5 protein-coding genes and 1 pseudogene are annotated in these 10,100 nt (G+C 58.7%); 3 read left to right on the plus strand and 3 right to left on the minus strand.

The window, feature by feature from the left end:
• Window positions 1-361 precede the first annotated feature (361 nt).
• Window positions 362-1,303 (plus strand): annotated as a pseudogene (locus tag EOA28_RS40180) (RsmB/NOP family class I SAM-dependent RNA methyltransferase).
• Between the two features lie 169 nt (window positions 1,304-1,472).
• Here EOA28_RS40180 and EOA28_RS12900 read toward each other — a convergent pair.
• The 3 genes from EOA28_RS12900 to EOA28_RS12910 form a co-directional block, all read right to left on the minus strand.
• Window positions 1,473-3,026, minus strand: a complete 1,554-nt coding sequence (locus tag EOA28_RS12900) for a response regulator (RefSeq protein WP_210212039.1) — start codon at window positions 3,024-3,026, stop codon at window positions 1,473-1,475.
• Between the two features lies 1 nt (window position 3,027).
• On the minus strand, window positions 3,028-3,375 hold the full coding sequence (locus tag EOA28_RS12905) for an Hpt domain-containing protein (protein ID WP_126081566.1): 348 nt from the start codon (window positions 3,373-3,375) through the stop codon (window positions 3,028-3,030).
• A gap of 219 nt (window positions 3,376-3,594) precedes the next feature.
• On the minus strand, window positions 3,595-8,013 hold the full coding sequence (locus EOA28_RS12910; protein WP_127250697.1) for a GAF domain-containing protein: 4,419 nt from the start codon (window positions 8,011-8,013) through the stop codon (window positions 3,595-3,597).
• A gap of 769 nt (window positions 8,014-8,782) precedes the next feature.
• Here EOA28_RS12910 and EOA28_RS12915 point away from each other — a divergent pair.
• Together EOA28_RS12915 and EOA28_RS12920 are read left to right on the plus strand one after the other, a co-directional pair.
• On the plus strand, window positions 8,783-9,889 hold the full coding sequence (locus tag EOA28_RS12915; RefSeq protein WP_189342031.1) for an efflux RND transporter periplasmic adaptor subunit: 1,107 nt from the start codon (window positions 8,783-8,785) through the stop codon (window positions 9,887-9,889).
• A partial coding sequence (locus tag EOA28_RS12920; protein WP_148670703.1) for an efflux RND transporter permease subunit occupies window positions 9,886-10,100 on the plus strand: 215 nt, incomplete at its 3' end. The genes EOA28_RS12915 and EOA28_RS12920, both read left to right, overlap by 4 nt.

Genomic DNA, 10,100 nt, shown 5'->3' on the forward strand with positions numbered 1-10,100 from the left:
CCTGCAAGCCACAATCGAACTTATGGATGAAGTCGATAGCGTCGCGCGTCCCGCGGATGCTGTCGTCTCGGCGTGGTTTCGGGCTCGGCGCTATATCGGCGACAGGGACCGTGGCCAGATTTCGAAGTTGCTTTATGCGCTTCTGCGACACCATGCACGGCTTGGTTGGTGGCTGGCCAGGCATGGGCGCGAGGATAGGCCCCGCAACCGCCTGCTCGCGTGGCTCACGCTGAAGGAAGGCGAGACGGCCGATCAGATCAAGCGCCTGTTCAACGGGGCGAAATTCGCGCCTGCCATCCTGACGGATCACGAGCACGCGCTGCTGGTCAAATTGCGGGGAGGCACGATCGACCATCCCGGCATGCCGGAAGAGGTGCGCCTTGAATGCCCGTCCTGGGCGGCCGATCCCCTGCGGCGCCGTTTCGGGGAAGCGTTCGGCCAGGAGATGTCCGCGCTTCTGGCGCCGCCGCTCCTTGATCTGCGCGTCAACCCGATCAAGTCGACGCGCGAGGCCATGCTCAACGCGCTGAAGGATCTCGGCTTGCGGGCGCAGCCATCTGCCATCGCTCCTTACGGCATTCGTGTGCATGAACGCCCCTCGCTGGCGAGCCTGCTGATGCTCAGGACCGGTGAGGTCGAGATCCAGGATGAGGGCTCGCAGCTTGTCGCCATGCTGGTCGATGCCCGGCCGGGCGAGCGCGTGGTCGATTTCTGCGCCGGAGCCGGCGGCAAGACGCTGGCGATCGCCGTGCAGATGAACAACAAGGGCCATGTTGTCGCCTGCGAAGTCCTGGAAGGCCGTTTGAAGCGCGGCGCCGAGCGCTTCCGGCAGGCAGGATTGCACAATATCGAGACACGGCTCCTGGCCGGCGAAACGGATCGGTGAATCAAGCGCCACAAAGGTGGTTTCGATCGCGTGCTGGTGGACGCGCCATGCAGCGGCACCGGTACCTGGCGACGCAACCCCGATGCACGCTGGCGCGCGCAGGAGGAACAGGGTCTGGACAATCTCGTGTCGCTGCAGGCCCGGATTCTGGCGAGCGCGGCGCGTCTGGTGAAGCCCGGTGGACGGCTGGTCTACGCGACATGCTCCATGCTGTCCGAGGAGAATGAGGAACAGGTGGTAGCGTTCCTGGCGGCACATCCCGGTTTTCGTGTGGTGCCGCTTCACGAGGCCGCGCCGCAACTGACGAACTCATCTCATCCGGACTATCTGTCGCTGACGCCCGCGCGCAACGATACCGACGGCTTCTTTGCCGCAGTCATGCAGCGAGAAGGTGCGCTCCCAGGTGGGCGCCCATAGCCATTCGCGCGATCCATTTTTTTGAATGACCCGAATGGGGCCGAGAGCAGTCCGGCAGCGTTCGGACTGGCGAGCCGGGAAACCGACGTTCCATTCGGCGCACCACGCCATCAGCATCGGAGCCATGCTCTGCTTGGCTTCAGGTAGGCAGACCTGCCTCGGGCTCTGTTCACTCCGTTGGCAGTGGCACAAGGTCGAGCTTCGGCACGATTTCCTCTGTCGCATCGTCAAGCGGTGGCGGTTCTTCTTCAGCTTCCTGCTTCGGTTCGACCATCAGCAGGCCTACCACGATCAGCGCTAACGAAACCCAGGTGAGCGCCGGTATCGCTTCGCCCAGCAGCAACATGCTCCACCCTATACCGGCCGCGGTTACGGCGTAGGCGTTCTGGCTTGCGAACACAGCACCTGTGCTGGAGATCAGCGCAATGAAGAGCAGCATGGCCAGATTGCCGGCAACTGCCATCAAAATGACAATGATGCCAAGCCTTCCGGTCAACAAACCAACCGGTATGAAATCCCCATAAAAGGCCGCGAGCGGAATCAGCATCAAAAGCGAAGCAACCAGGACCATGCCGAACATGGCGACGCTGTCGACGGCAGCGGGTTTGAACTCCGAAAGATAGATATCCTCAGTGGCATAAGTGACCGGGATCACAAGCGCGATGGCAAGCCACAACCAATTCGTGTTCATTTCCCCCGGCTCGCCAAAGAAAAGGATGATGACGATGCCGACGAGACCCAGTCCAAGCCCCAAGAACCGTTTCATGCTCGGCGCTTCGGTCCGCATCAAGGCCGCGAACAGGAATACGGCGAACCCTTCAAGTACGATGACGATGGAGACGATAAAGGCCGGAAGCTTGCTTGCCAGCCAATAGACCAGCACCTGATTGACCACCGAGCTGATGAACGCGAGGATGATAACGAACCGCCAATCCGAGCGCGTGAGAGCAGACAGCCTCGGCATGGTCCTGCGCTTGAGGCTAATCCCGAGGCAGAACGCAGCTCCGATGAGGTCAATAAGGATCGCTAGTCCAATCGGGTGAGCTTCAACGAGCGAAGCCATTTTCGACAGCGGGACGACAAGGCCCCACAGTCCTCCGCAGGCCAACAGCAGCAAGGCTCCGCGGAATGTGCGGATATTTTGCCGCATTTTGCGTTCGCGCTCGTAAACCTTTTGGGCCATCGTTGCGAACACACTGGCGAGCTTGCCCAGACCATCGGTTCGGGCTGCCACATCGCGGATGCCCAGCTTCGAAGGGTTGAACCTCCCACTTTCCAGGGTCGCGGCCGCTTTCGTCAACTTGGCTACCTGACGCAGATATTCCTTCTCTACGTCACGCAGTCGCTTTTTCTCGATGCACGTGGAAATCCGCGCCTTGAGAAGCGCCAGCTCGAAATCCTTGGGCAAGAAATCCTCGGCGCCCAATTCAATCGCCTTCACGACGCTGCTCATCTCATCGTCGAGCCCGGAAATCACAATCACCGGCACATCCCGGGTCCGGGGCGAGCTCTTGAGGCTCGTCAGCACCTCGAAGCCGTCCATCACCGGCATCATGATATCGAGAAGAACAAGATCGAAATTTTCAATTGCGAGCAGATCGAGAGCCGCTCGCCCGTTCTCTACAGCCTCGGCTTCATGGCCGAGAGCCTCCACCGATTTTTTGAGCTTGATCCTTATGGTCCGAGAGTCGTCGACGATGAGAATTCGGCCAGGGTTGCTCACGCTAATTCCCCAGGTTGAAGATTGCTCGAAGCTCGCTGCTGGCGACGTCGAAGGCACGCTGTGCATCGCCGATCTCGGCAAGACTTGCGGGTTCGCCGCTTGCGCACCGCGCCTCCACCCCGGCGCAGATCTGGCTGAGATCAGTCGCACCCATATCCCGCGCATTCGATTTCAGGGAGTGGGCAGCCCGTCGGACGGCAGCGTGGTCGGAGGCCTGACATGACGACCACATGCCCTGCATGATGGATGGCCCTTCCTCCAAGAAGGACTCCACAAGCTCCAGAAGGTCGGCTTCCTCGCCACCGACAAGCTCACGCAGCTTGTCCAGCGCCCCTCTGTCGATCGCCACAACATTCCCCGATGTATGCTTCTTCGAACCAAAACCAGCGACAAAACATCTGCCGGCGCTGGCAAAAACGAGCGAAGTCGAACTCTCTGCTCCCCTTCTTTCAGAGTTCCATCGCGTTGAAAAGACAGATTATCGCACCAATGCTAAATTAGCGAGATCCCTATTCCCGGCGATGCTGCCGCGACGCTAATCTCGATTACTCCGACGCCGCTGTTCCACCTAGGCACGACCGGGCGCGCTGGCATCTTCAAATTCACCCGCTGCACCCCGCGAACCTTCACCCAAATTCACGACGGCCTTGTTCAGGGAGGCTATAAGATCTTCGACACGCAACGGTTTGCTCAGATAATCGTCCATTCCAGCATTCAGGTATCTCTCGCGATCACCCGCCATCGCGTTGGCGGTCAGGGCAATGATGAATGGTCGATGCACGGGTTCGGCATTGATACGGCGGATCAATCTTGTCGCTTCGAGCCCATCCATGTCAGGCATTTCGATATCCATTAGGATAACGTCATGGCTGCCCTGGCTGTAGGCAGCGATCGCCGACTGGCCGTCGATTGCCAGGTCCGGCTTATATCCCAAGCGCTCGAGCACCTTAGAGCCAAGCTTGCGGTTGGTGGCATTGTCGTCGACCAAAAGAATCTGCAGTGGAAACGTGTTCGCCATCGAACCGTCAAAAGCGGGAGCCTTCGGTTGATCGGCTCGGGTGGAGCGAGCCGGCGTTCCAACGAAGATCGACAGCAACGTATTGAGCAATGGAGAAGGCTTGATCGGCTTGGATAGCGCGGCCGCAAACCGCAGACTTTCAATTTCCTTTTTCCTGTCCTCCGACATTGGCACCATGGAACTAAGTAGCACCAGCGGAACGCCTTCCATGCTTTCGAGCGCGCGGATTTTTCTAGCGAGTTCGATGCCATCCATGTCAGGCATGTTCATGTCGAGAACGATGACATCGAAGACTTCCCCTGCTTCAAGCCTTCGCAGTGCGTCGCGCGGGTGTTCGCTCGCCGACGCGACCATATTCCATGACTGCGCCTGCAGGGCCATGATGCGGCGGTTGGTTGCGTTGTCGTCCACGACCAGCAACCGCTTGCCTGCCAGTCCGACGGTAGCCGTCGGGGCGTTTGCTAATTGGCGCGATGCCACGGGCGCGCGAATCGTGAAGAAGAAAGTGGTGCCTTTTCCTTCCGCGCTGTCGACCCAGATCTCGCCGCCCATCAACTCTACCAGACGCCTGCTGATGGCCAAGCCAAGTCCGGTTCCGCCATAGCGCCTGGTCGTAGAAGCGTCGACCTGGCTGAAGGATTTGAAGAGCCGGTCCATCCGGTCGCCGGGGATACCGATGCCGGTGTCGCGAACCGAAAATTGGAGCGTGCAAATCTTCCCCTCGCCGTCCTCGTTTGAACCATGGCTTGTGGCTGCGGGCGCGATCGTCATCACCGAAAGGACGATCTCTCCCCGCTCAGTGAATTTGACCGCGTTATTAAGGAGGTTGATCAGCACTTGGCGAAGCCGACTACTGTCGGCAATTACCGCCTCCGGCGTACCGGGCTCGATCAAATAGCTCAGATCGAGCCCTTTTTCGGCCGTTCTCGGAGCTATTAGATCGATCGCACTTTCCAGGCAATCGCGCAATTCGAACTGCCGGGGATCGAGATCGATCTTGCCCGCCTCGACCTTGGAGAAATCGAGTATGTCATTGATGATGGTGAGCAGGGCCTCGGCGCTGTTGTTAATTGTCTCTCCAATTTCCCGCTGCTCGTCATCTAGTTTTGTCGCCAGGAGCAAGTTGCTCATTCCGATCACGCCGTTCATTGGCGTACGAATCTCGTGGCTCATCGTCGCCAGAAACGAACTCTTCGCCTCATTTGCCGCCTCGGCCGCCTCCTTTGCCTGCTGGAGAGCCAGGGACAACTGTTTGAGCTCAGTGAATAGTTGCGCGTTGTGCAGGGCAGAGCCCGCATTGGCGGCAATGGTGGAAAGCAAGCGGAGCGAGTCATCGGTAAAAATGCCCTCCCGCGTGGTGCTCTGAACACTGATAACGCCAAGCGTTCCTTGGGCCGTTTTGATCGGAACGCCGAGGTAGGACAAGGCATTCTTGCCGACGGGGGTGGCCCCGATCTGAGCCCCCCTTTTCGCCACATCCTGATTGATGAGCAGCGGCTCGCCGGTCTGTATGATCTTGCTCGTCAGTCCCTCGCCGAGCGTGAGCGTGGTGAAGGCCTCGCCAAACTGATAGGGGAAATGGATTAGCTTAGTTTCCGGATGGAGCAGAGCGACGTAGACGATATCGGCATCGAAGATTTCCTGCATCTGATTGCCGATCAGCTGGATCGTGCTTTCGAGTTCGGATTCCGCTATCAGCGCCTGGCTGACCATACTGATGGCGCCGAGCTCGGCAGCGCGAGCTTCTGTCACTCTCAGCAGACGCTGCGTTTCGTTAAACAGGCGCGCATTGGCTATGGCGACCACCATGTTGGAGGCAACCGTCTGCAGGAGGCGTACGTGATTTTCGTCAAACGCATTCTCCCGGTAGCTTTGTACACTGATAACCCCCAGCGTTCTTTCACCAGACTTGATGGGAACACCTATGTAAGATGCGGTCCTGTCCTTTTCGTCTGGAAAGAATGCACCAAGCTCTTTTCCTCCCTCGAGAGTCTTGAAGACTAACGGGCGCCCTGTATCTATGATTTTGGACGCTACACCCACGCCAAACGGAAATGGATCAATAACTCTATATTGCCTGAAGTATGCATAAGGCACATGGATCAAACCGGATTCGCTGTCATGCAGCAGAATTTCACTGACCTCGGTCCCGAAGGCCTCCCGCACCTTATCGCCTACAAGACGAATTACTGTATCCAGGTCTAGTGACTGTGTCATAGCCTCGCCAACGCTATTGAGAATAGCGAGTTCTGCCGCGCGGTCCTCGGTTACCTTCAGCAAGCGCCTGGTCTCGGTGAACAGCCTCGCCTTTTCAACTGCAATAGACGTCGCATTACCAATCGTGGTGAGCAGATTCACGTCCGATTCATTGAAGGCGTGCTCGTGATCGAGGTTTTGCAGGGAAATGACGCCCTTTGCCTGTCCTCCGATGATCAACGGTACGAACAGCCCCGACTTAGCTGCCTCACCCTGCAGCACGGGGTTGCCGTATTTCTCGGACGCAGTGACAGCATCATTGAGCAGCAATGGCTGCCCCGTATCCATGACATGTTTCCGAAAACCAATGAGCGGCATCGGTAAATCGGGGAAGCGAACGTTCCGCTCAATCGTATAAGGAAAATGCAGAAGGTTGTCGTCGGGATCGAACAGTCCGATATCCACCACCTGGGCATCGAAAATCTCATGAATCTGGTCGCCGATCTGGTCATATATCTCCTGCATTTCCAAATTGGAGACGAGCACTTCCTGAACGCCATTCACGAAGGCCAGTTCAGCATTACGAGCCTCCATCATTTTCAATAGGCGCTGGGTCTCGTCGAACAGGTGGGCGTTAGAGATAGCGACGCCCATGCTGGATGAAAGCCCCTGCAACAGACGCACATGATCTTCATTGAAGACATTCTTCTCGTAGCTCTGGACGCTGACGACACCCAAAGTCCTGTCGCCAGCGATGATTGGCACACCTAGGTAGGATTCGGTCCTGTCTTCCTCTGTAGGTATAAGTGCACCCGGAGCAACGTGTTGCTCAGTCGTACCCAATACCAATGGTTTGCCTGACAGTATGACCTTTGAGGTCAGCCCTTCGCCCATCGCAAATGGTTCGGGGTCCTGATAGCCCTTGTAAAATGCATAGGGTACGGTGATTAGGTCAGACTCCTCATCACGCAGGAGGATTTCGGTGACGTCCGTTCCGAATATTTCGCGCACCTTATCACCGACGATGCGTGTGACGGTCTTGACGTTCAGCGTCTTCGCCATTGCTTCGCCGACGCTGTTGAGAATGGCCAGTTCCTTTGCGCGGTCCTCAGATACTTTCAGCAGCCGCTGCGTTTCGTCGAAAAGGCGTGCATTGGCAATCGCAACGCCCATGCTTGATGACAAGCCTTGCAGCAGGCGCAAATGATCTTCGCCAAAGGCATTCTTTTCGTAGCTTTGAACACTGACAACGCCCAGGGTTCTGCCACCGGCGATGATTGGTACGCCGATATACGATTCTGACCGCTCCGCTTCGCTGAGGAAGATCGCACCGAACTCAATGGACTGTTCAGACGTCCCGAGAACCAGTGGTTTTCCAGAGAGGATGACCTTGGAGGTCAGCCCCGCGCCCAAAGTGAAAGGCGCGACGTCCTGGTACTCGCGGTAAAATGAATACGGGACGGTGATGAGATCAGAGGCCTCGTCGTGCAACAAAATTTCGGTTATATCCGCCCCAAATATTTCACGTACCTGATCGCCCACGATGCGGGTCACCGTCTTGACATTCAGCGTCTTTGCCATCGCTTCACCGACGCTGTTGAGGATGGCCAATTCCTTCGCGCGCTCCTCGGCGAGTTGAATCAGGCGCTTGTTTTCGGCGGAAAGTCGATCAAGCTCGATTGCCGCGTCAGCATAATTATTTTCCAGTTCGGCAATACGGCGATCTGCGGATGCCAGGCGACTTGCAAGATCGCTTCCCACCGAGCCCTGCATATTGGCTTCTCCCCAAAGGGCCTTCCGCCGGCTTCAGCGGAATGCTTCCCACCCGTATATTAGTAAGTAGTGTTGCACGACAGGCGCCCGATTGACAGACCGGCGAGGCGTGGCCTTGGGACAAGCTCCGCGGCTCGGCTTCCATGTCTGCTTCCAGGCGGCGGCAAAATTCCCTCCAGCGGCCGAGATGAGCGCAAAGCTGCCATGGCGTCTTTGGGGCCGGAAGCGGACGGTCCGGTTCTGGGACGACCTAGCGAGAAAGATGCCATTCCGCTGGTGCCCCCATCTTGGCCGCAACGACGTCGCTTGCCGTTGCCGGAAAAACAACCGCGGCGCCGCGTCGGCCGCCTTGCGCCAGCACCTGCCTCTTGACGCTTTCAGCCGTGATACGCTCCTACCAATCGGTCATCAGGGGTGCGTGGCTGAAGGCGGGTGACGAGCGTGGCGAGTTTGGCTTGACGGTGTGTGTCAAAGGAATCCTGATTCCTTTAGATTGCGACTAGGCCTAGCCCGGTGGCGAGGCAGCCACAGGATGGACATTTCAGCCCATATGGAAAATGATCATGTGCCGTGCACAATATTGCAGTGCTCGGGTCTCGACGAAAAAGCCTGAGCGTAGAAGCGGATCAACCGACCTCCGGGTCCAGCGAGGGGGACGCAAATGGATATCACAGGCAATGGGCAATTGCGTTGCGACGTGGGCGAGCGACCCCGTCGATCGGCCGGCTGGCTTGCCTGCGCCACCGCGTCGGCGGCATTCCTGCTCGGCATGGCTTTCAGCAGCACTGCGTTTGCGCAGGACCAGCAGCTGCCCGTGGTGACGGCGGCCAAGCCGGTGGTGCGTGACATCATCGAGGACGACGAGTTCGTCGGGCGTTTCGAAGCCGTCGACCAGGTTGCCATCCGTTCGCGCGTCAGCGGCTATCTGGACAAGGTCAGCTTCCAGGACGGCGCACTGGTCAACAAGGGCGACCTGCTCTTCACCATCGACCAGCGTCCGTACCAGGCCGCTTATGATGCCGCCAAATCGCAAGTGGATGTCGCCAAGAGCCTGCTCGAATTCACCAAGATGCAACTGGATCGCGCCAACGAACTTGCCAAGACCGGCAACATCTCGCCCGCCACGGTCGACGACCGCCGGCGGGAATACCTTGCGGCGCAGGCGCAGATGCAGGGCGCGACGGCTGCGCTGACGACGGCCAGCCTGAACATGGAATTCACTGAGATCAAGGCGCCGTTGTCCGGCCGCATCGACCGCCGGCTGGTATCGGTCGGCAACCTCGTGCAGCCGGATTCCACCTTGCTGACGACCATCGTCACGCGCGACCCGATCGACTTCTATTTCGACGTCGATGAGCGTCTGTATTTCAGCTACGCCCGCGACGCGATGGCGCGTGGCGGCAGCATGCAGGAAGGCGCCGGCGGGCTCGATGTGCAGATTCAGGTCGCCGACCGCGCGGAGGCGGTGGTCAAGGGCAAGCTCGATTTTGCCGAGAACCGGATCGACAACGCGACCGGCACAATGCGGGTTCGTGCGACGTTTCCCAACCCCGACGGCGTTCTCCAGCCAGGCATGTTCGGGCGCATCAACGTGCCGGGGTCGCTGCCGCATAGCGGCGTGCTGGTGCCTGACGAGGCGATCGGCGCCGATCAGGATCGTCGCATCGTGTTGCTGGTGGACGAGGCCGGAATGGTGTCGGCGAAGCCCGTGCGCACCGGACCGCTTCTCGACGGCTACCGGGTGATCCGCTCGGGCCTGACCGGCGCCGAGACGATCATCGTCAACGGGCTGATGCACGCAAGGCCCGGCACCAAGGTGAAGGTCGAGATGGTGACGTTGCCGCCCAAGGTCGAAACCGCCGGGTTGCAGCAATGAGGTTCGCGCATTTCTTCGTCGACCGTCCAATCTTCGCATCGGTCGTTTCGATCGTCCTGCTGATCCTCGGCGGTATTGCTTATACCCAGCTGCCGGTCGCGCAATATCCCGAGATCGCGCCGCCGACCATCGTCGTTCGCGCGCAGTATCCGGGCGCCGACGCCCAGACGGTCGCAGCGACGGTGGCAAAGCCGATCGTGCAGGAGATCAA

Origin of the sequence: Mesorhizobium sp. M2A.F.Ca.ET.067.02.1.1 (assembly GCF_004023285.1) — a bacterium.
Lineage (GTDB): Bacteria > Pseudomonadota > Alphaproteobacteria > Rhizobiales > Rhizobiaceae > Mesorhizobium.